The 20,813-nt window shown below is 63.5% G+C and carries 22 protein-coding genes and 1 other RNA gene; 4 read left to right on the top strand and 19 right to left on the bottom strand.

What is annotated here, in order from left to right; genetic code table 11:
- Positions 1-76: 76 nt before the first annotated feature.
- From B552_RS0100635 to tyrS, 4 genes are read right to left on the bottom strand one after another with little or no spacing between them, the layout of a single operon-like run.
- Positions 77-751 carry a histidine phosphatase family protein gene (locus B552_RS0100635; protein ID WP_019447052.1) on the bottom strand — a complete coding sequence of 225 codons (675 nt, stop codon included), beginning with the start codon at positions 749-751 and terminating at the stop codon, positions 77-79.
- Between the two features lie 60 nt (positions 752-811).
- Positions 812-1,459: a YbhB/YbcL family Raf kinase inhibitor-like protein gene (locus B552_RS0100640; protein ID WP_019447053.1), complete on the bottom strand. Its 648-nt coding sequence runs from the start codon at positions 1,457-1,459 to the stop codon at positions 812-814.
- 34 nt (positions 1,460-1,493) lie between these two features.
- Entirely contained in the window at positions 1,494-1,964 is a 471-nt protein-coding gene (gene dtd / locus B552_RS0100645) for a D-aminoacyl-tRNA deacylase (RefSeq protein ID WP_019447054.1), read from the bottom strand.
- Positions 1,965-1,977: 13 nt separating this feature from the next.
- On the bottom strand, positions 1,978-3,219 hold the full coding sequence (gene tyrS, locus B552_RS0100650; RefSeq protein ID WP_019447055.1) for a tyrosine--tRNA ligase: 1,242 nt from the start codon (positions 3,217-3,219) through the stop codon (positions 1,978-1,980).
- Between the two features lie 217 nt (positions 3,220-3,436).
- Here tyrS and B552_RS0100655 point away from each other — a divergent pair, with 217 nt between their 5' ends.
- Positions 3,437-4,831, top strand: coding sequence for a M23 family metallopeptidase (locus B552_RS0100655; protein ID WP_019447056.1), 1,395 nt, complete (start codon positions 3,437-3,439; stop codon positions 4,829-4,831).
- A gap of 2 nt (positions 4,832-4,833) precedes the next feature.
- Positions 4,834-5,976 (top strand): anhydro-N-acetylmuramic acid kinase, encoded by a 1,143-nt coding sequence (locus tag B552_RS0100660; protein WP_019447057.1) that lies wholly within the window; start codon positions 4,834-4,836, stop codon positions 5,974-5,976.
- Positions 5,977-6,054: 78 nt separating this feature from the next.
- On the opposite strand, the gene erpA is transcribed toward B552_RS0100660, so the two are convergent.
- From erpA to rplM, 5 genes are all read right to left on the bottom strand, one after another.
- A complete protein-coding gene (gene erpA, locus B552_RS0100665; RefSeq protein ID WP_019447058.1) occupies positions 6,055-6,423 on the bottom strand; it encodes an iron-sulfur cluster insertion protein ErpA in 369 nt (122 codons plus the stop codon).
- A 135-nt stretch (positions 6,424-6,558) separates the two neighbouring features.
- Complete coding sequence (locus tag B552_RS0100670) at positions 6,559-7,056, bottom strand: polymer-forming cytoskeletal protein (protein WP_019447059.1); 498 nt, start codon at positions 7,054-7,056, stop codon at positions 6,559-6,561.
- Positions 7,057-7,079: 23 nt separating this feature from the next.
- A complete protein-coding gene (locus B552_RS0100675) occupies positions 7,080-7,748 on the bottom strand; it encodes a DUF6776 family protein (protein WP_237718135.1) in 669 nt (222 codons plus the stop codon).
- A 307-nt stretch (positions 7,749-8,055) separates the two neighbouring features.
- The gene (rpsI, locus tag B552_RS0100680; RefSeq protein WP_019447061.1) at positions 8,056-8,448 is read right to left on the bottom strand and encodes a 30S ribosomal protein S9; all 393 of its coding nucleotides are present in this window, start codon (positions 8,446-8,448) and stop codon (positions 8,056-8,058) included.
- Positions 8,449-8,460: 12 nt separating this feature from the next.
- Complete coding sequence (rplM, locus tag B552_RS0100685; protein ID WP_019447062.1) at positions 8,461-8,889, bottom strand: 50S ribosomal protein L13; 429 nt, start codon at positions 8,887-8,889, stop codon at positions 8,461-8,463.
- Between the two features lie 772 nt (positions 8,890-9,661).
- On the opposite strand from rplM, the gene B552_RS0100690 reads away from it, so the two are divergent.
- A complete protein-coding gene (locus B552_RS0100690; protein WP_019447063.1) occupies positions 9,662-10,084 on the top strand; it encodes an OsmC family protein in 423 nt (140 codons plus the stop codon).
- Positions 10,085-10,155: 71 nt separating this feature from the next.
- Here the strand turns inward: B552_RS0100690 and rnpB are convergent.
- From rnpB to B552_RS0100710, 5 genes are all read right to left on the bottom strand, one after another.
- Positions 10,156-10,496, bottom strand: an RNA gene (gene rnpB, locus B552_RS28045) — RNase P RNA component class A.
- A gap of 34 nt (positions 10,497-10,530) precedes the next feature.
- Complete coding sequence (locus B552_RS0100695; RefSeq protein WP_019447064.1) at positions 10,531-11,319, bottom strand: DUF3025 domain-containing protein; 789 nt, start codon at positions 11,317-11,319, stop codon at positions 10,531-10,533.
- 5 nt (positions 11,320-11,324) lie between these two features.
- Positions 11,325-12,359, bottom strand: a complete 1,035-nt coding sequence (gene pyrC / locus B552_RS0100700; RefSeq protein WP_019447065.1) for a dihydroorotase — start codon at positions 12,357-12,359, stop codon at positions 11,325-11,327.
- 34 nt (positions 12,360-12,393) lie between these two features.
- The gene (locus B552_RS0100705; protein ID WP_026035158.1) at positions 12,394-13,692 is read right to left on the bottom strand and encodes a glycerate kinase; all 1,299 of its coding nucleotides are present in this window, start codon (positions 13,690-13,692) and stop codon (positions 12,394-12,396) included.
- Positions 13,689-14,762: a tartrate dehydrogenase gene (locus B552_RS0100710; RefSeq protein WP_019447067.1), complete on the bottom strand. Its 1,074-nt coding sequence runs from the start codon at positions 14,760-14,762 to the stop codon at positions 13,689-13,691. Before B552_RS0100710 ends, B552_RS0100705 begins: the two co-directional genes overlap by 4 nt.
- A 130-nt stretch (positions 14,763-14,892) precedes the next feature.
- Between B552_RS0100710 and B552_RS0100715 the strand changes: the two genes are divergently transcribed.
- A complete protein-coding gene (locus B552_RS0100715; RefSeq protein WP_026035159.1) occupies positions 14,893-15,723 on the top strand; it encodes a class II glutamine amidotransferase in 831 nt (276 codons plus the stop codon).
- Positions 15,724-15,989: 266 nt separating this feature from the next.
- Here the strand turns inward: B552_RS0100715 and B552_RS0100720 are convergent, their stop codons facing one another.
- The 5 genes from B552_RS0100720 to B552_RS0100740 form a co-directional block, all read right to left on the bottom strand.
- Entirely contained in the window at positions 15,990-16,724 is a 735-nt protein-coding gene (locus B552_RS0100720) for an amino acid ABC transporter ATP-binding protein (protein ID WP_019447069.1), read from the bottom strand.
- Entirely contained in the window at positions 16,721-17,404 is a 684-nt protein-coding gene (gene gltK, locus B552_RS0100725) for a glutamate/aspartate ABC transporter permease GltK (protein ID WP_019447070.1), read from the bottom strand. Before gltK ends, B552_RS0100720 begins: the two co-directional genes overlap by 4 nt.
- Before the next feature lie 9 nt (positions 17,405-17,413).
- Positions 17,414-18,142, bottom strand: a complete 729-nt coding sequence (locus tag B552_RS0100730; protein WP_019447071.1) for an amino acid ABC transporter permease — start codon at positions 18,140-18,142, stop codon at positions 17,414-17,416.
- A gap of 65 nt (positions 18,143-18,207) precedes the next feature.
- Complete coding sequence (locus B552_RS0100735; protein WP_019447072.1) at positions 18,208-19,107, bottom strand: glutamate/aspartate ABC transporter substrate-binding protein; 900 nt, start codon at positions 19,105-19,107, stop codon at positions 18,208-18,210.
- Positions 19,108-19,405: 298 nt separating this feature from the next.
- Positions 19,406-20,713 (bottom strand): Glu/Leu/Phe/Val dehydrogenase, encoded by a 1,308-nt coding sequence (locus B552_RS0100740; RefSeq protein ID WP_019447073.1) that lies wholly within the window; start codon positions 20,711-20,713, stop codon positions 19,406-19,408.
- Positions 20,714-20,813 lie beyond the last annotated feature (100 nt).

Here is a 20,813-nt window from a genome sequence, read left to right on the forward strand (position 1 = left end):
GCCGGCGCCAAGCGCGTGGTGCTGGCGAAGTCGAAGCTGTGGTCCGGCGGCCGCTGGCCCCGCCACGCTCCCGCTTCTAGGGGACGCGTCGATCCACTTCGTCGAGCGTAAGCGCTTCCAGGTGGCTGACATCGGCCCACTGGAGCAGCGTCAGGTTGGCGCTGTCGCAGCGCAACCGGTTGATGCTGGCATTGAGCAGTTCGTGCTCGCGCGGGGCTTCAAGCGTCATGCCCATCGCCTCGCGATAGAGGCAGTCGAGCACGCCGCCGTGGGCCACCAGCGCGATCCGCTCGCCGGGATGGCGGCGCGACAGCGACAACGCCACCTCCACGGCCCGATCGTGAAACTCGCGCAGCGATTCACCGGCGGGCGGCGCGTAATCAGGCACGCGCGCCTGCCAGCGCGCGAAATCCTCGGGGCGCTTCTCGGCCACCTCGGCGTAGGTCATGCCTTCAAGGTCGCCATAGCAACGCTCGCGCAGGCGCCGCTCGCGCCGCACCTGCAGCCCCAGCGTCTCGGCAAGCGGCGCAGCCGTTTCCATGGCACGGCCGAGGTCGCTCGTGTAGACCGCATCGATCGGCTCGCCGGCCAGCGCCTCGGCCAGCGCGCGGGCCTGTGCGCGTCCGGTCTCGTTGAGCGGAATGTCGATCTGGCCCTGCAGCCGCCGTTCGCGGTTCCAGGCCGTCTCGCCATGGCGGATCACGATCAGGTGGGTGTAGGCCAGCGTTTGCGGGCCGGTGCTTTGCAACATTCCGGTTCCTCGGGGGGCGGCGGTTCGCGCCAGGTCTGGTGCCCGGCATCGCGAACAGGGTTATTTCACGAGCCTCGGGTTAAGGGTGTACGTCCCGGTCAGGCGGGCCTCGGCCAGCACATGACCCTGGATCGCACGACGAACGTCCGCACCGGTGAACTTGCCCTCGACCGGCACGCGGTCGATGTCCAGCGCGTACACGGTGAAAACGTAGTGGTGGATGATCGAATCGTTCCACGGCGGGCACGGGCCGTCATAGCCGAAATAGTCGCCCTTCATGTCCGCGTCGCCAGCGAACCAGCCCGTGTAGTCGTTCAGGCCGTGGCGCAGCCCGCCTGCCGTGGCGGTACCCGCCAGCGCCTCTGGGCCCGGCTTGCCGCGCGCGATCACGCCGTCGCTGTGCGAGCCGGCAGGGACCGAGTTCAGGCCGGGCGGGATGTCCACCAGCACCCAATGGAAGAAGTCCACGCGCGGCAGCGATGCCGGTATCTCGCGGCCCTCCTGGTTCACGTCGTCACCCTTGCTCGGCACGTCGCCATCGTGGCAGATCAGCACGAACGAACGCGTGCCGGCAGGTGCGTCATCCCAATGCAGGTCCGGGTTGCGGTTGCTCGACAGCGTCACATGGCTAGCCGCGTCGGGCACGCAGAACGCAAATTCGCCGGGGATCGGCGCATTGTCGGCAAATGCCTTGCTCCAGAGTTTCATGGGGATCTCCTTGGATGTCGATGTCAGGCGGCGGTCAGGCGTTCGCGGCCGGCGGCACGCGCAGCCAGAACGTCACGGGACCATCATTTGTCAGGCTGACTTGCATCATCGCGCCGAATTCGCCGGTCTGCACCGACGGATGCGCAACGCGCGCGCGGGTCACGAAGTGATCGTACAGGCGGCGGCCGTCCTCGGGCGAGGCAGCCGGGGTGAAGCTGGGACGCGTGCCGCTGTTGGTATCGGCGGCCAGCGTGAACTGGGACACCACGAGCAGGCCGCCCGCCGTCCCGCTGCCATCGATGTTCTGCACCGGCAGGTTCATCTTGCCATCCGCGTCGGAAAACACGCGGTACGACAGCAGCTTGGCCAGCAACCGCTCGGCCTGCGCCTCGGTATCGCCGCGCTCGGCGCAGACCAGCGCCAGCAGGCCAGCGCCGATTTCGCCGGTGGTACGGCCATCCACGGTCACGCGCGCCTGCGATACGCGCTGGATCAGGGCGATCATCGCTGGCTCGGGCTCAGGACAGCGTCACGCGAGCAAAGCGGCGCTTGCCCACCTGCACCACGTACGTGCCCGCCGTCACCTTGGTCGACTTGTCGCTGACCACGGCGCCGTCGATCTTCACGCCGCCCTGCTCGATATTGCGGTTGGCCTCGGACGTCGACGGCACCAGGTTGGCCTGCTTGAGCAGTTGCGCGATGCCCAGCGGCGCGCCTTCGAGGCTCACGGCCGGGATGTCGTCGGGCACGCCGCCGCGCGCGCGGTGGTTGAAATCCTCGAGCGCGCGCTCGGCGTCAGCCTGGCTGTGGAAGCGCGTGACAATCTCCTGCGCCAGCGCCACCTTGCAGTCGCGCGGGTTGCGGCCCAGGGCCACCTCTTCCTTCATCAGGTCGATTTCGTTCATCGGGCGGAACGACAGCAGCGTGTAGTACTGCCACATGAGGTCGTCCGAGATGCTCATCAGCTTGCCGAACATGTCGTTCGGAGCCTCGGTCACGCCGATGTAGTTGTTCTTGGACTTGGACATCTTCTCGACGCCGTCCAGGCCCACCAGCAGCGGCATGGTCAGGATGCACTGCGACTCCTGGCCGTACTCCTTCTGCAGTTCGCGCCCCACCAGCAGGTTGAACTTCTGGTCGGTGCCGCCGAGTTCCAGGTCGGACTTCAGGGCGACCGAATCGTAACCCTGCATCAACGGGTAAAGGAACTCATGGACCGAAATCGGAATCCCAGACCGGAACCGTTTGGTGAAGTCGTCACGCTCCATCATCCGGGCGACGGTGTACTTGGCCGCGAGCTGGATCATGCCGCGTGCGCCCAGTGGGTCACACCACTCGCTGTTGTAGCGGATCTCGGTCCGGGCCGGGTCCAGCACCAGGCTGGCCTGCCGATAGTAGGTCTGGGCGTTGGCCTCGATCTGCTCGCGGGTCAGCGGCGGGCGGGTGGAGTTGCGGCCGGACGGATCGCCGATCGTCGACGTGAAGTCGCCGATCAGGAAGATCACCTGGTGGCCCAGGTCCTGGAGCTGTCGCAGCTTGTTCAGGACCACCGTGTGGCCCAGGTGGATATCGGGAGCAGTCGGATCCAGGCCAAGCTTGATCCGCAGCGGCACGCCGGTGGCCTCGCTGCGGGCCAGCTTGCGCAGCCATTCGGATTCAACCAGGAGCTCGTCGCAGCCGCGCTTGGTGATCTCCAGTGCGCGCATCACCGACGGCGTAAGTGGATAGTTGGCCGCGGCGGCCGGGGACACTTCACTCATGACGTAAGTCGTTGAAATCAATAAAGAATCTACGACGGACATCCAGACTTGTTCTGGTATAATCCGCGCTTTGTGCCAGTCGGGGCTACCCGTCGGCCAACCGTCATTTTAGGCGGCAAACAAACAACGCCCGCACCGCACCTCGGGGGAGGAAGGCAGACGACACATATCGTCGCGGCAGCGGCCCTGGCAATACAGAAAGCTTGAATTCTACGTGATGTGGTCTAGTCTCCGCGAAGTTTTCGCGCGCGAGCTGGTGGTCCTTGTCGACCCTACGAACCCCCAGCATGCCCGCCGCCGCAAGCAATTGACCGTCGCCGTCGGCGCGGTCTTCACGCTCGGCATGGCTGCGGCAATGGGCGTTGCCCCCCGCAACGCATTCGACGATCCGCTCGCCCCGCGCGTGCAGCAGTCTCTGCGCATGCCGGACGTGCGCCAGCAGCTTGAACTGCTGACTGAAACCGATGAACACAGCGTCTACGTGCGCCAGGAACGCATGCAGCGTGGCGATACCATCGCCACGCTGCTGCGCCGGCTCGGCGTCGACGATCCTGACGTGCAGTCGTTCATCATCAAGAACGCGACCGCGCGCGGCCTGTTCGACCTGAACCCTGGCCAGACCGTGCAGGCCGAGGTCGACGACAGCAACCTGCTGGTGTCGCTCCACGCCAACCTTGGCGGCGATGCCTCGGCCTCGCGCGAACTTGTGGTGGAGCGCGTGGCCCCGCAGAAGGAAGGCGGCGACTACTCCTACAAGGCGCGCGTCGCGTCGGTGAACAACGACGTGCACTACGAGATGGCCTCTGGCGCCATCGACGCCAACGGCTTCTTCAAGTCGATGGACGCCGCCAACGTGCCGGACGATGTCGTCGGCCAGATGATCTCGATCTTCTCGGGGGTCATCGACTTCCACCACGACATTGCGCGTGGCGACCGCTTCCGCATCGTCTACGAAGCGGGCTTCCGCGACGGCGCGTTCGTGCGCAACGGCCGTGTGGTGGCCATCGAGCTGATCAACCGCAACACGCTGTACCAGGCACTCTGGTACGCGCCGACTGACGGCGAGTCCGGCGCCTACTACACGTTCGACGGGCGCAGCATGAAGCGGCCGTTCCTGCGCTCTCCCGTGGAGTTCTCGCGCGTGTCGTCTGGCTTTGGCGGGCGCGACCATCCGCTTCACCACAAGTGGGCGCAGCACAAGGGCGTCGACTTCGCCGCCCCCACCGGCACCAAGGTATTTGCGTCGGGCGAAGGCACGGTCGAATTCGTCGGCCAGCAGAACGGCTACGGCAACCTCATCGTCCTGCGGCACGCTGGCGGCTACTCCACGTACTACGCGCACCTGTCCCGCTTTGCCGGCGTGCGTGACGGCCAGCACGTGAGCCAGGGCGAGGTGATTGGCTATGTCGGCGCCACGGGCTGGGCCACCGGGCCGCACCTGCATTACGAGTTCCGCTACAACGACGTACCGCAGAACCCGCTGACGACGACGCTGATGGAAGCACCGACGCTGACCGGCAAGTCGCGCGGGGAATTCCTGAACTACACGAGCGCCATGCTGAGCCGCATCAACATGCTGCGCACCTATAACGTCCTGACCGCAAGCAACTGACCATGCCCGCCGCCACGCAGTCCAGCGAGATGTATATCGGCCTGATGTCCGGCACCTCCATGGACGGCGCGGACGGCGTGCTCGTCGATTTCTCGGGCGCGCAGCCCGTGGTGCTGGCGGCCGCCCACACCCCGTTCCCCGCGCCACTGCGCGAGGCGTTCGGCGCGCTGCAGCAGCCTGGCGACGATGAGATTCATCGCGAGGCAATGGCATCGAACAGCCTGGCGCGAGTCTATGCGGACTGCGTGGCCGCACTGCTGCGCACGGCCGATGTGCCGGCCGGCAGCGTGACCGCGATCGGCGCGCACGGCCAGACGATCCGCCATCGGCCAGGCCAGTACGACGGCATCGGCTATACCCGCCAGAGCCAGCACCCCGCGCTGCTGGCCGAGCTGGCCGACATCGATGTGGTGGCGGACTTCCGTAGCCGTGACATTGCCGCCGGTGGCCAGGGCGCGCCGCTGGTGCCGGCGGTGCACGCCGCGCTGTTCGGCGCTGCCGGCGAAACGCGCGTGGTCTGCAATATCGGCGGCATCTCCAATATCAGCATCCTGCCCGCAACCAATACCGGACGTCCGGTGACGGGATTCGACTGCGGTCCCGGCAATGCGCTGCTCGACGACTGGAATCAACGGCACTGCGGCACGCCCTACGATGATGGCGGCGCGTGGGCCGCGAGCGGCAAGGTCGATACGGCGCTGCTGGCGCAAATGCTGGCCGAGCCCTACTTCCGCGCCCCGCCGCCCAAGAGCACCGGGCGCGACCTGTTTCATCCGGGATGGCTGCAGACGCTGCTGGAGCCGCTTGACGATAGGCAGCCGCCTGCCGTTGACGTGCAGGCGACGCTGGCCACGCTGACGGCCACCGCGATCGCTCAGGACGTTCAGCGGTACGCGCCCCATGCGCAAAGGCTGATCGTCTGCGGCGGCGGCGCGCACAACGCGTTTGTCATGGCCACGCTGGCGCAGCTGTTGCCGCACGTGCAGGTACAGACAACGGCGGACTTTGGCGTGCCGGTATCGCAAGTGGAAGCCATCGCGTTTGCATGGCTGGCACGGCAATGCGTGCGGCGCGCTTTTGGAAACGTTCCAACCGTTACTGGCGCTGCAGGCCCGCGCGTGCTGGGAGCCATCTACCCGCGCTGAATATCAGGCTCAGCCGGAGACGTCGGGATAAAAAAAGCGCACCAGCTGGTGCGCTTTTTTCTTGGGGACGAGCCCGGATCAGACCGAGAACGACGAACCACAACCGCAGGTGGTCGATGCATTCGGGTTCTTGATCACGAATTGCGCGCCGTTGATGTCTTCCTTGTAGTCGATCTCGGCGCCAACCAGATACTGGTAGCTCATCGAGTCGATCAACAGCGTCACGCCATTCTTGACCATCGTGGTGTCGTCTTCATTGACGTCTTCATCAAACGTGAAGCCGTACTGGAAGCCAGAGCAGCCGCCACCCTGCACGAACACGCGCAGCTTCAGGTCGGCATTGCCCTCTTCCTCAATCAACTGCTTGACCTTGTCGGCTGCGCTGTCAGTAAAGACGAACGGTGCCGGCACGTCTTCGGTTGCGGGTGCCTCTGCGACTGCGTTCATGGGGAATCTCCTGGTTAGATACGCCCGTATTCTAAGCGCTACTCACAAATCGTGCCGAAACCCTTGGTTTTCAAGGGACTATGGCTACTTATGCAGCACTGCTCGACGACGCCAAATCAGCGCGTCATCAACAGCTCAAGCGGCGACTCCGGCACCTTCCGGAGCCTTGCCGTCCTCATCGGACTCCTGCCCCGATGGTGCGGCGGCGGCATCGGTGACGTCGCAAGCCTCCACTGCCGGAACGGACGGGGCATGGTTGGGGAGGGCCTTCACTTCGGTCTGTACCAGCGGTACCAGCCGGCCCTCGACAATCGCGCCCTGGTGCATTTCAAGCGCCGCGTAGCGCACCTCACCGTAGACCCGCGCGTGCGGCTGCAGCTCCAGCAGTTCGCCCGCGTGCACGGGACCAGTTACGGTGCCGTTCAGGATCAGGTGGTCCACGCGGACCTCGCCTTCGACCACGCCCTTCTCGCTGATCACCAGCATGCTGGGCTTGCCTTCGGCAGCCACCACGTTGCCACGCACCCGACCATCGAGGCGCAGTCCGCCGGAAAACGTCACATCGCCCTCCATGGAGGCGCCCTGGCCAATCAAGGTGTCGATGGACAGGCCCTTCTTCTTCGAAAACAGCATGTTTTTTCTCCTCTTCACGCGAACTACGGCGTTGCCGACTGCGTCGCCCGTACCTGGCCGTTCTGAACGATACGGACCGAGACGGTACGCACTTCGGCATCCTGCGGAATCCTCAGGTCGCCTTCCAGGCGTTGGTAATGTGTCAGCCGAACCGCTGGCAATGGCGGGTCGCCCGGTTGCGGCAAGGCCAGCGTCAGCGGCTTGCCACCCCGAATCGCTGATACCGTGAATTGCAGATCACCCTTGAACTCGGACTGCTCGACAAACGCTTTTGACCCTCCTTGCATCGCGAGCAGGCGATAGTGCACGGCGCGCGGCTGCGCTTCGTCCAGCGAGACGCGGAAACTGCGTACATGGATACCCGACGTATCCCCGGTAGCTGGAAGCAGCGATTCGAAGAACCCCAAATCCTCCTTCAGTTGACCGGTTTCGGCCTCCGCGGCCTTGAACTGCTGTGCAAGCCGTTCCTGCGCCGTACGCGACATCTGCAACTCGGCCTCCGCAGTATTCGCGGTGGCGCGCAGGCGATCCCGCTCCGCGGTCAGGTCAGCCAGTTGCTGACGCAACTGCGCCACGGCTTCAGCCGAATCAGCCACCGGACCGGCAACCGGCGTGGCCGAACGCCGCCCGGCATCGTACGCCCCGGCAGCCAGCACGCCGCCAACCAGAACCGATGCAAGCAGTGCCAGCAACAGGGTCCGCCAGGGTCGGTGCGCACGGATCACCGATGCCGGCAGCCGCAAACCGCGGCGCGGTCGCAATGGCCGGTATCTCAAACCCATCGTGCGTTCCCATCACCCATTGTCGCCCCCCTCGCTTCACAGGCCCGTGATTGTATCGCTGGCTGAACATTGCGCGAATGAAAAGTGTGACAATTGGTATACATGCACCATAAAGGCGGAAGTACTCGGCTGTTTTCGGACGAAAAAAAACCGCACGGCATAGCGTGCGGTTTTTTCGGATTTGCCGGCCCCGCGCAGCGGAACCAGCAAATGCGCATCAGCGCTTCGAGAACTGCTTCCGGCGACGTGCCTTGTGCAGACCGACCTTCTTACGCTCGACTTCACGAGCATCACGAGTCACGTAGCCAGCCTTCGACAGAGCCGACTTCAGCGTGGCATCGTAATCGATCAGGGCGCGCGTGATGCCGTGGCGGACAGCGCCGGCCTGGCCGGTTTCACCACCACCGGTCACGTTGACCTTGATATCGAACGTTTCGCCGTGAGCCGTCAGCTCCAGCGGCTGGCGCACGATCATCAGCGAGGTTTCGCGAGCGAAGTACTCTTTGATGGGCTTGCCGTTGACGACGATGTCGCCCTTGCCAGACTTGATGAAGACACGAGCCACAGCGCTCTTGCGGCGGCCAGTACCGTAATTCCAGTTACCGATCATGGATTGGCCCCCTTAGATTTCCAGCACCTTGGGCTGCTGTGCGCTATGCGGATGCTCGCCTTCGGCATAAACCTTCAGCTTCTTGATCATCGCGTAGCCCAGCGGACCCTTCGGCAGCATGCCCTTCACGGCCTTTTCCAGGGCGCGACCCGGGAAACGCTGTTGCATCTTGCCGAACGTCGTTTCGTAGATACCGCCCGGGTAGCCCGAGTGACGGTAGTACTTCTTGTCCTGTTCCTTGGTACCCGTCACGCGCAGCTTGGCTGCATTGACGATGATGATGAAATCACCGGTGTCGACGTGAGGAGTGAATTCCGGCTTGTGCTTGCCGCGCAGTCGGCGTGCCACTTCGCTGGCAACACGGCCGAGGACCTTGTCCGTCGCGTCAATCACGTACCAGTCGCGCTTTACCTCTGCAGGCTTGGCGGAAAAGGTCTTCATGATTTTTCCTGATTTTTGAAATCTGCCCGAAGTTGACGGTCGCCGTTTTAGCGTCCTGTCAATTGGCCGGCCCTTGGGACCTGGCCTTCCTGCTTGGATCTGCAGGCTCTCCCTACTCTTTTTCCGGGGGCAATGACCGGAAAAGTCGGCCATTATACGGGCTGACGATCAGATCGCACAAGCAAAGTTGTGCCTTTTCGTCAAGATGCTGACGCATCCCCATGCATCCGGGCACCAGAAGCGCAGCCGGAATCACTACATCGCCCGACAAGCCTTGTAAGCAGGCCTTGTAAAAGACGAAAAAAAACCCAAGTCGGTTGGACTTGGGTTTGAATCCACCAAAGGAGGAGGGTGGAGGAGACACCGGGCGATCAACGGGGCCAGTCATGGCGGGCGGTGCGGCGAGCGATTTGGGTACGTTACCGGCTTTCGCTTTCGCACTCTGGCGCGCTCTTGTGCGCCGTCGTTCGATGGATTGGATTATACATATCGCAGCCCATAACGCAAGAAAATTTGCAGTGCGAAATGCAATACCATAATACGAAATGATTTATGCGTCACGCATAAAGATGTTTTTTCCTTTAAAAACAAATATTTAAACCAAACATACCGATGGATCCGAGACGTCGCTTTAGAGGAGACCCTCGGAAATATGAGGGTAATCCCGCACCCAGGAGCCATCCCTTCGATGTCATATACTGACGAAATGCAAGGTGCGTGATCGCGCGGTGCGGCGCGGCCACAGACAATCAGGAACCGAGGAACGAAAAAGATGGAATGCAAAGTGACATGGATGGGCCCGGAAGGCATGAGCTTCGTGGCCCAGACGGGCAGCGGACACATCGTGGCCATGGATGGCGCCCCCGATGGTGGCGGTAATAATCTTGCGCCGCGTCCGATGGAAATGGTGCTGCTGGGCACCGGCGGCTGCACGGCTTATGACGTGGTGCTGATCCTCAAGCGCGGCCGCCAGGATGTGCGCGGCTGTACGGTCAAGCTGGAAGCCGAGCGCGCCGAGACAGAGCCGAAGGTCTTCACGAAGATCAACTTCCACTTCACCGTGACGGGCCGCAACCTGGACCCGGCCAAGGTGGAACGGGCCATCGAGCTGTCGCACGAGAAGTACTGCTCGGCCTCGATCATGCTGGCCAAGACGGCCGAGATCACCCACACGATGGAAATCGTCGAGGGCTGAGACGCCCCCTGAGAGCAGCCCAAAACAAAAACGCCCGGTGCAATGCCGGGCGTTTTTGTATCTGAAATCTGAAGCAAAGCAGGCCGATAAGCCGGATTCTGTGCACCCCGCGTGCCTTGCGGCCCTTGGGGCGTGACAACCATTCCTCTAGGCCGACCGTTACCGGCCGGCTCCAGCTCCCTACCCGCAGACTCGGCGGGCCGCTTCATCGTCTGCCTATTTGGGATTGCTCCAGGTGGAGGTTACCGCGTTTCACCCTTCCCGCCAGCCGAAGCCGGCGGCAAGACTCGTCTCTGTGGCCCTATTCCGCACGTTGCCGTGGATGGCTGTTAGCCAACACCCTGCCCTGTGGAGTCCGGACTTTCCTCCCCTTGCATCTTGCGATGCAAGCAGCGGTTGTCTGTCCTGCTTTGCGGGCCGCAGTCTAACACCGATGCGTTCGCCGGTCAGCCTGCCAAGGCCTCGGCACCGGTATCCCGGCGTCCGGGACGGAACACGCTGGCATCGTCATAGAAGCCGGGATCGGCATTTTCGTTGCACCAGTCCGGTATGCCCAGCACCGGCAGCGGCGCGAAACTGCGGCCGCCCTTGAGCCGGCCCTGCTCAGCAGCCTCGGCCAACGACACCGCCAGCATGCCGTCGAGAACGTGCAAAGGCGTGGCCGGGGACGCGGAAATCCACCATGTGTGAGCGGTCACGGATTTGTACGGTCGCACCAGCCTTTCCAGCAGCGCATGGCCAAAGGGCATCACCATGCAGGCTTCGGCCCATGCATCACGACGTGATATAAACAGCTCGCGCCATGCAAAACCACACAGTGCATCGGCCATGGACCGATCCTCACAAACGAGGATGACCGCGTTTTCGTCGAAAAGCGTCGCCGCATCACGAAGGCCGCCGCGCACGGCTTGCACGCCATCGCGCGCAATGGCCTCGGCTTGCAGCCGGTTGAGCAGCCGCTTGGTCTCGGGGAAATGCAGCCAGATCAGTGCGTTGAACGCGTCGTGCAGGTTGTCGCGCGTTGGCACCTGGCCGGTGGCGAAGATGTGGGCCTCGTAGGCCACGCCTTCAGGCAGATCTTCCTGCGGAACAAAGCGCAGCGGCAAACCCCGGGCATTAAGCCAGCCCGAGGCCGCCGCATTGAGCCCCTCGCGCAAATCCACGCCACGCAGGCGAGAAGCGGACGCGGCGAACGGCCGGAACCACGGCCGCGTCCAGTCGATCGCCGACAGCAAGCGGATCAGCTCGCGCGCCAGCGCAGTGTCTCGCCGGCACGGAGCGGCACCAGCGTGGTGTCGCCATACGGCAGCTCGGCCGGCAGTTCCCAGTCTTCGCGCGTCAGCGTCAGCGTGCCGGTGTTGCGCGGCAGGCCGTAGAACGCCGGACCGTTGAAGCTGGCGAACGCCTCGAGCTTGTCCAGTGCGCCCGCTGCGTCGAACGCTTCGGCATACAGCTCCATCGCATGCAGCGCCGTGTAGCAACCGGCACATCCGCAGGCATGCTCCTTGAGACCGCGCGCATGCGGCGCGCTATCCGTGCCGAGGAAGAAGCGCGGGCTGCCCGAAGTGGCGGCCTTGACCAGCGCTTCACGGTGAATTTCGCGCTTGAGCACCGGCAGGCAGTAGTAATGCGGACGGATGCCGCCGGTGAAGATCGCGTTGCGGTTGTACAGCAGGTGATGCGCGGTGATCGTCGCGCCAACCGGGCCTTCTGCTTCGGCCACGTACTGTGCGGCATCACGCGTGGTGATGTGCTCGAACACTACCTTCAGTTCGGGGAAGTCGCGGCGCAGCGGCTTCATCACGCGATCGATAAACACCGCTTCGCGATCGAAGATATCGATGTCGCCATCGGTGACCTCGCCGTGCACCAGCAGCGGCAGGCCCTCGCGCTGCATCGCTTCGAGCGTGGCGGCGCAGCGGCCGATATCGGTCACACCGGCGTCGCTGTTGGTCGTGGCGCCGGCCGGATACAGCTTGACCGCGTGGACAAAACCGCTGGCGCGTGCCGCGATGATCTCCTCGGGCGGCGTGTTGTCGGTCAGGTACAGCGTCATCAGCGGCTCGAAGGCCATGCCGGCTGGCAGCGCGGCCAGGATGCGGGCGCGATAGGCACTGGCCTGCTCCACCGTGGTCACGGGCGGCTTCAGGTTCGGCATGATGATGGCGCGCGAGAACTGGCGCGCCGTATCGGGCAGCACGGCTGCCAGCGCCGCGCCGTCGCGCAGGTGCAGGTGCCAGTCGTCCGGGCGGGTGATCGTGAGCTTCTGGGTCATGGGGACGAGCGAAAACGAGAGAAAACGGGGAGAACTAGAGAATCAGGATGGCGCGGTAGTCGTTCACATTGGTACGTGTCGGGCCTGTCACGACGAGGTCGCCAACGGCGTCGAAGAAGCCCCATGCGTCGTGGGCATCAAGCTTCTGCCGGGCCGATACGCCGCCACTTTCCGCCCGCGCGAGCGAATCGGGCGACAGCAGCGCGCCGGCATTGTCCTCGGACCCGTCGATGCCATCGGTATCGGCGGCGATCGCGTGGACATTCGGTGCTCCACTGATTTCGATCGCCAGCGACAGCAGGAATTCAGAACAACGCCCGCCGCGGGCTGCCCCGGACGCGCCACTCGGCAAAGTGACCGTACATTCACCGCCCGAGATCAACGCCACCGGCGCGGAGAACGGCGCATTGTACGCCCGAATTTCGCGCACCAGTGCCGCGTAGACGCGCGCCACCTCCTGCGCCTCGCCGGTCACGGTATCGCCCAGCACGACGGCCTCGATGCCATGGCGACGAAATACCGCCGCGGCTGCCTCCAGGCTGTCGTGGGCAGTGGCGATCATGCGGTTGTCCACACGCATGAACAGCGGGTCGCCGGGCTTCGGGGTCTCGTCGACCTCGCCGCGCGCACCGCGTTCCAGATGCCCCTGCACCGACGCTGGCACCGTGGCGCCATAGCGTTTGAGAATCGCCAGTGCATCGGCGTAGGTGCTCGGGTCCGCCACGGTCGGGCCCGATGCAATGGCACTCGGGTCGTCACCGGCTACGTCCGAGACGATCAGCGTGGTCACTGGCGCACGGCTGGCCTGCGCCAGGCGCCCGCCCTGGATACGCGAGATGTGCTTGCGCACGATGTTCATGTCGGTGATTGGCGCCCCGCAGCGCAGCAATTCCCGAGTGGTGGCCTTGAGGTCGGCCATCGGGATGCCGTCGGCCGGCAGTGACAGCAGGCTCGACCCTCCGCCCGAAACCAGCACGATCAGCCTGTCGTCGGGGCCCAGCGACTGCACACGCGCGAGGATGTCCGCTGCGGCCTGCTCGCCTGCCTCGTCGGGTACCGGGTGGCCAGCTTCGATCACGCGGATTTGCTCGGTCGGCAGGCCGTGCGCGTAGCGCGTCACGACGATGCCTTCCAGCGCGGCGCGGCCCTTGTAGGCGCGCTCGACGGCCAGTGCCATCGACGCCGCAGCCTTGCCGGCACCCACCACCAGCGTGCGGCCGTCGGCATGCGGCGACGGCAGGTGGGCGGCCACGATCTCGAGCGGATCGGCTGCCGCCACGGCGGCGCGGAAGCTGTCGAGCAGCAATGTACGGGGATCGACCTGAGCGTTCACAGCGCCTCCGCAATGGCCTGGCCAAGATCGGCCGTGGAAGCGGTGCCGCCAATGTCGCGCGTCAGCGGCGCATGGCCCGGCCCTGCTGCCAGCACCCGCTCGATCGTCTGCAGCACGGCTGCGCCGGCATCGGCGTGCCCCAGGTGCTCGAGCATCATTGCACCGCACCAGATCTGGCCGATCGGATTGGCGATGCCCTTGCCCGCGATGTCGGGCGCGGAGCCGTGCACGGGCTCGAATAGGCTCGGGTAGACCTTGTCCGGGTTGATGTTGCCCGACGGCGCCACGCCAATGGTGCCCGTGCAGGCCGGGCCAAGATCGGACAGGATGTCGCCGAACAGGTTGCTGGCCACCACCACGTCGAACCAGTCGGGGTGCTGCACGAAGTGCGCGGTCAGGATGTCGATGTGGTACTTGTCGACCTTCATCCCCGGGTAGTTGGCGGCCATTGCCTCCACACGCTCGTCCCAGTACGGCATCGTGATCGAGATGCCGTTGGACTTGGTGGCCGACGTCAGGTGCTTCTTTGGGCGTTTCTGCGCCAGTTCGAACGCGAACTTCAGGATGCGGTCCACGCCGTGACGGCTCATCACTGTTTCCTGCACCACGATTTCACGCTCGGTGCCGGGATACATCCGGCCGCCGATGCTCGAATACTCGCCCTCGGTGTTCTCGCGCACCACGTAGAAATCGATGTCGCCCGGCTTGCGGTCGGCCAGCGGGCTCTTGATGCCGGGCATCAGCCGGACCGGGCGCAGGTTCACGTACTGGTCGAACGAGCGCCGGAATTGCAGCAGCGAGCCCCACAGCGACACATGGTCGGCGATCTTCGCGGGCCAGCCCACCGCGCCAAAGTAGATCGCGTCGTACTTGACCAGCGTGTCGAACCAGTCGTCCGGCAGCATCTTGCCGTGGCGCTCGTAGTACGCGTAGCTGGAAAAATCGAAGTGGTCCCACTGGAAGTCGATGCCGAAGCGGCGTGCGGCGGCGTCCATCACGCGAATGCCTTCTGGCATCACTTCCGTTCCGATTCCATCACCGGGAATGACAGCGATCTTGTATTGACTCATGGCTGGGAAGGAGGGATGACTGCGCGGGGAGGCGCGTACCGCCGCCGCGCTTGGCAGCGCCCGGCACGCGCAGGATAATGCCTGCATTCTATTGCAAAGCGGCAGCCCCCTGCCGCACGGTGCCCTTGCCATGTGCCAGCTTCTAGGCATGAACTGCGCCACGCCCACGGACGTGACGTTCTCCTTCACCGGCTTCGCCGCCCGCGGTGGCGTGACCGACCATCACGCCGACGGTTTCGGCGTGGCATTCTTCGAGGACAAGGCCTGCCGGCTGTTCATCGACAACCAGTCGGCCGGCACTTCGCCGGTGGCGGACCTGATCAAGCGTTATCCGATCAAGTCGAAGAATGTCATCTCGCATATCCGCAAGGCCACGCAAGGCACGGTCCTGCTGGAGAACTGCCATCCGTTCATGCGGGAACTGTGGGGGCGGCACTGGATCTTCGCCCACAACGGCGACCTGCACGGGTTCACGCCGTTCCTGTCCGGCGTCTACCAGCCGGTGGGCGATACCGACAGCGAGTTGGCGTTTTGCACACTGATGCAGGGCCTGCGCAAGCGTTTTCCGGGCTCGCAGCCGCCGCTCAACGAACTCGGCCATGCGCTCGCGGACATCACGCGCGACATCACGCTGCATGGGGTGTTCAACTTCTTGCTCTGCAACGGGCAGGCGCTGTTCGCACATTGCTCCACGCGGCTGTATTACATCGTGCGGCAGTGGCCGTTCTCGAAGGCGCACCTGATCGACGCCGACCTGTCGATCGACTTCGCGCAGGTCACCACTCCCGACGACCGCGTGGCCGTGATCGCCACCGCACCGCTGACCGATAACGAAACGTGGACGCAGTTCCAGCCGGGCGAGCTGATCATGTTCGAGGACGGCAGGCCGACCACGACGTGGTCGGTGCCGATTCCGCCTGAGGTACAGGCGAAGAACGCGGCGAATACGGCTTGTACTTGAGGGAGATCGGCGGATTGCCGGTGGTGTGGTCCCCTCTCCCGCTACGCGGGAGAGGGGCTGAGGGAGAGGGCAAGGGTATCAAACGCTGACGGAATGGAACAAACCGCCAGCTTCGCTGAATGTGGCGCCTTGCTGAGCCACCCCTCTCTCCCACTCTCTCCCCATGAGGGGAGAGAGAGCCAAGACACTATTACCTGATAGCACTTGGGCGTGACTCGCGGCGTCGGCCGTCAAACAACCGACAGCCCCGACACGCGCCGCTTGCTTCAATGATGCAAAATCTTCGACAGGAACTGCTTTGCGCGATCCGAGCGCGCATCGATGTTGCCGAAGAACTCTTCCTTGGCGCAGTCTTCCACGATCTTGCCGGCGTCCATGAAGATCACGCGGTTGGCCACCTTGCGTGCGAAGCCCATCTCGTGGGTCACGCACATCATGGTCATGCCTTCCTGCGCGAGCTGCACCATCACGTCCAGCACTTCGTTGACCATTTCGGGGTCAAGCGCCGAGGTCGGTTCGTCGAACAGCATGCAGATCGGATCCATTGACAGCGCGCGGGCGATTGCCACACGCTGCTGCTGACCACCCGAGAGCTGGCCCGGATACTTCGCGGCCTGGTTCTTGAGGCCCACACGCTCCAGGTACTTCAGGCCCTTGGCCGTTGCCTCGTCCTTCGAGCGGCCCAGCACTTTCATCTGGGCGATCGTCAGGTTCTCGGTAATCGACAGGTGCGGGAACAGTTCGAAGTTCTGGAACACCATGCCCACGCGCGAACGCAGCTTGGGCAGGTTGGTCTTCGGATTGCCCACCGACGTGCCGTCAACGAGGATGTCGCCCTTCTGGAACGGCTCGAGCGCATTCACGGTCTTGATCAGCGTGGACTTGCCCGACCCGGACGGGCCGCACACCACCACCACTTCACCCTTTGCGACCTTGGTCGTGCAGTCGGTCAGCACCTGGAAGGCGCCGTACCACTTGGAAACGTTATTAATTTCGATCATACGGCCACCTTTTTCTGATAACGCTTGACCAGCAGCGAAGCGGAGAAACAAATGATGAAGTACACGAGGCCCGCGAACAGCAGCATCTCGACAATGCGGCCGTCACGCTCGCCAATGCCATAGGCCTGACCGAAGAAGTCCGCCAGCGCGCTCACGTAGACCAGCGACGTATCCTGGAACAGGATGATGCCCTGCGTCAGCAGCAGCGGCACCATGTTGCGGAACGCCTGCGGCAGGATCACCAGGCGCATGGTCTGGCCATAGGTCATGCCCAGCGCCTGCGCCGCGAACATCTGCCCGCGCGACACGCTCTGGATACCGGCGCGGATGATCTCCGAGTAATACGCGGCTTCGAACAGCGAGAACGCGATCAGCGCGGAGGTCATGCGCAGGTCGGACGCCGCCGACAGGTTGAACGTCTTCTGCAGCAACTGCGGGATGATCAGGAAGAACCAGAGCAGCACCATCACCAGCGGAATGGACCGGAAGAGCGTCACATACGCTTGTGCAAACCAGTTCAGCGGCTTGATCGACGACAGGCGCATCATCGCCAGGATGGTGCCCCACACGATGCCGACGATCACTGCGGTCACGGTGATCTTGGCCGAAACGAGCATGCCTTCGCCCAGCACATGCAGCGTGGACGGGTTGATCGAGCTGAAATCGAATTCGTATGCCATGTCAGCTCCTTACTTGCTGCCGATAAAGCCCGGCACGCGGGTACGGCGTTCCACCCAGCGCATCAGGAACATCACCGTGAAGTTGATGAGGGCGTACAGGACCGTAACCGCGATGAACGATTCATACGGGCGCGCGGTGTAGTCCACCAGCTGGCGGCCCTGTGCGGCCAGTTCCAGCAGGCCGATCGTCGACGCCACGGCCGAGTTCTTGAAGATGTTCAGGAATTCGGACGTGATCGGCGGCACGATGACGCGAAACGCCATCGGCAGCAGCACGAAGCGATACGTCTGCGACAGCGTGAAGCCCATGGCCAGGCCGGCGTTCTTCTGGCCGCGCGGCAACGAGTTGATGCCCGAGCGCACCTGTTCGCAAACCCGGGCCGCCGTGAACGTGCCCAGGCAGAGCATGGCGGCCAGGAACTGCTGCGTGAACGGATTCATCTGCTTGATGGCTTCGCCGCCCGGCAGCAGCTCGGGACCGACGAAGTACCAGATGAACAGCTGCACCAGCAGCGGAATATTCCGGAAGATTTCAACGTAGGTGGCTGCAATCCCCGACAGCCACTTGTTCGGCACGGTGCGCAGCACGCCAAGCACCGATCCGATGACGAGAGCGATGATCCACGACGTCAGGCCGAGCGCGATCGTCACCTTGAGACCGGAAATCATCCAGTCCAGGTACGTCTCGTTCGCGGCAGCCTGTTCGAGGAAGACTCCCCAGTGAAAAGCGTAATCCATGATGCGTCCTCAAAAAGAAACGGAAGGACTGCTCCTTCCGTTTCGCACTGCTCAAATCTCTGGGATCAGTCGAGTGCCTTGTCGTTCGGATTCTTGAAGAGCGCCTTCATGTCGTCGGACAGCGGGAAGTCCAGGTTCAGGCCCTTCGGCGGCACCGGTTGCATGAACCACTTCGTGTACATGGTGTTGATCGTGCCATCCTTCATCAGGCCGGCGATCACGTGATCGGACACCTTCTTGAACGGTGCGTCATCCTTGCGGATCATGCAGCCATAGGCCTCACGCGATTGCGGCTTGCCAACCACGATCCAGTCGTTCGGGTTCTTGGCCTTGGCGCGCTCGCCATAGAGCAGCGCATCGTCCATCATGAATGCCACAGCACGGCCCGATTCCAGCGTCAGGAACGACTGGCCATGGTCCTTGGTGCTGATGATGTTCATGCCCAGCTTCTGGTCATCGTTCATCTTGCGCAGCAGGCGCTCGGATGTCGTGCCAGCGGTGGTCACCACGTTCTTGCCCTTCAGGTCGGACCAGTCCTTGATGCCGCCGTCCTTCTTCACCATGATGCGCGTGCCGATGATGAAGATGGTGTCGGTGAACCCGACCTGCTTCTGGCGCTCCAGGTTATTGGTCGTGGAGCCGCACTCGATGTCGATCGTGCCGTTCTGCAGCAGCGTAATGCGGTTCTGCGACGTGATCGGGATTTCCTTGACCTGCAGATTCGGCAGCTTCAGTTGATCCTTGATGGCTTCCACGATCTTCATGTTGATATCGTAGGAATAGCCCACCTGGCGCACGCCGCCCAGGTTGTAGTTGAAAGGAATCGACGAATCCCGCACGCCCAGCGTGATGACACCCGTATCCTTGATCTTCTGCAGCGTGCCCGTCAGCGGCTCGGCGGCCTGCGCGGTACTGCACAGGACGCCTGCGGCGATCATGAGGCCAGCCAGCTTGGCTACATTCATAACATCTCCTTGACCTTGAAGAGAATGGCGGGGCCATACCAATTGCCCCACCGGCGAAACAGTATTGCCTAGCTCGTCACTCCGCACATCGGGTTTTCCCCTAATTGGTGCGAAATAAGGCATGAATTCGCGACAAAGCTCAAAAACGAGACACAAGTGAGAACGAATGCACCGGAGCCATCAGGGATAAAAAAACGCGGCGACCGGAACAATCCGATCGCCGCGCCTTGATGTCATCCAGGCAACGGAACGGCATGCTGCATCGCAGCATCCACGTTCCGTCCCAAGCCCTGTCTCATCAGGGGTACAGGCCGCGCATTTCGCGCGCCTGCAGGATGCGCGTACAGGCGACGATAAACGCAGCCGTCCGCAGCGTGACCTTGTTGTCCAGGGCGACTTGCCAGATTGCCCGGAATGCCTCTTGCATGATTCGTACCAGGCGCTCGTTAATCTCCTCCTCGGTCCAGAAGAAGCTAGAGAAATCCTGCACCCACTCGAAGTAGGACACGGTCACGCCGCCGGCGTTGGCGATCACGTCCGGGCAGACGAGGATGTTGCGCTCGCGCAGGATGTCGTCCGCTTCAGGCGTGGTCGGGCCGTTGGCGCCCTCGATCACGAGCTTCGCCTTGATCTTCGGTGCGTTCTTGGCCGTGAGCTGGCCTTCCAGCGCGGCCGGGATCAGGATGTCGCAGTCGACTTCCCAGAACTGCTCGGTCGAGATGACTTCGGCGCGATAACCTTCGATCGTGCCGCTGTGCGCGGAATATTCCATCATGGCCGGGACGTCCAGGCCAGCCGGGTCGAACAGCGTGGTGCGGTGATCCTGCACGGCCACCACCTTGGCGCCCGCCTCCTGGAACAGCTTGGCAGCCACGGCGCCAACGTTGCCGAAGCCCTGCACGGCCACGCGCGCACCCTTGATGTCCATGCCCAGATTGCGGGCAGCTTCCGAGCCAACGACGAACACGCCGCGGCCGGTTGCTTCGTGACGGCCCAGCGAGCCGCCCAGCGAGATCGGCTTGCCGGTCACCACGCCGGTGGACGTGCTGCCCGAGTTCATCGAGTACGTGTCCATCATCCAGGCCATGACCTGGGCGTTGGTGTTCACGTCCGGCGCCGGAATGTCCTTGGTCGGGCCGATGATGAGGTTGATTTCGCTCGTGTAGCGGCGGGTCAGGCGTTCCAGTTCCGCATGCGACAGCGTGCGCGGGTCCACGCGGATACCGCCCTTGGCACCGCCGTACGGCACGTTCACGGCCGCGTTCTTGACCGACATCCATGCAGACAGCGCCATCACTTCAGACAGCGTCACGTCCTGGTGGAAACGGATGCCGCCCTTGCCCGGGCCGCGCGACAGGTTGTGCTGCACGCGATAGCCCTCGAAGTGGGCAATCGTGCCGTTGTCGAGTTCGATGGGGACGTCGACGACCAGCGCGCGCTTGGGGCGCTTCAGGGTTTCCACCCAGCGTGCCAGCGAGCCCAGGTAGGGCGTGACACGGTCGACTTGCTGCAGGTAGATGCCCCACGGGCCGAGATTGTCGGCGTTCAGGTACGAAGGCAGGGCGTGAGCATTGGAGACGTTTTGCGTCGGTGCTGCGGAAGACATCGTTGGGTCCCGAGTAAAGGTGACCGGGAGCATATCGGTGGCCCCATACCCGAATCCAATGCCGATTGGTCATCCACCCCCGCATGGTTATGCAAGTCCC

Source organism: Cupriavidus sp. BIS7, assembly GCF_000292345.1.
Taxonomy (GTDB): Bacteria; Pseudomonadota; Gammaproteobacteria; order Burkholderiales; family Burkholderiaceae; genus Cupriavidus.